This is a genomic window from Streptococcus orisasini (assembly GCF_001431045.1).
Lineage (GTDB): Bacteria > Bacillota > Bacilli > Lactobacillales > Streptococcaceae > Streptococcus > Streptococcus orisasini.
Map to the genome: position 1 here is coordinate 1 of NZ_BCLE01000067.1, position 511 is coordinate 511.

At 45.0% G+C, this 511-nt stretch carries 1 rRNA gene; it reads right to left on the reverse strand.

Features of this window, described 5'->3' with window-relative positions:
- A 16S ribosomal RNA gene (locus SCSH_RS10800) occupies window positions 1-359 on the reverse strand; the annotation flags it as partial.
- Between the last annotated feature and the right edge of the window lie 152 nt (window positions 360-511).

Consider the following 511-nt stretch of genomic DNA (forward strand, 5'->3'; position numbering starts at 1 on the left):
GCCTCCCGTAGGAGTATGGGCCGTGTCTCAGTCCCATTGTGGCCGATCAGTCTCTCAACTCGGCTATGCATCATTGTCTTGGTAGGCCATTACCCCACCAACTAACTAATGCACCGCGGATCCATCTCTAGGTGACGCCGAAGCGCCTTTTAACTTTGTGTCATGCGACACTAAGTTTTATTCGGTATTAGCATCTGTTTCCAAATGTTATCCCCAGCCTTGAGGCAGGTTGTCCACGTGTTACTCACCCGTTCGCCACTCACTTGAAAGGTGCAAGCACCTTTCGCTGTGCGTTCGACTTGCATGTATTAGGCACGCCGCCAGCGTTCATCCTGAGCCAGGATCAAACTCTCAATTTGAAAATTTGAAGATTGCTCTTCGATTAAACTGACTATATTTCGCTATATCTCTATAACGTAATCCGTTTATTGTTTGTTACGAATTGACTTCGCAAATTTGTTTTTGTTACTTTACGTAACAGCTACAGATTCGTTTGTTCAAAGTTTTGTTC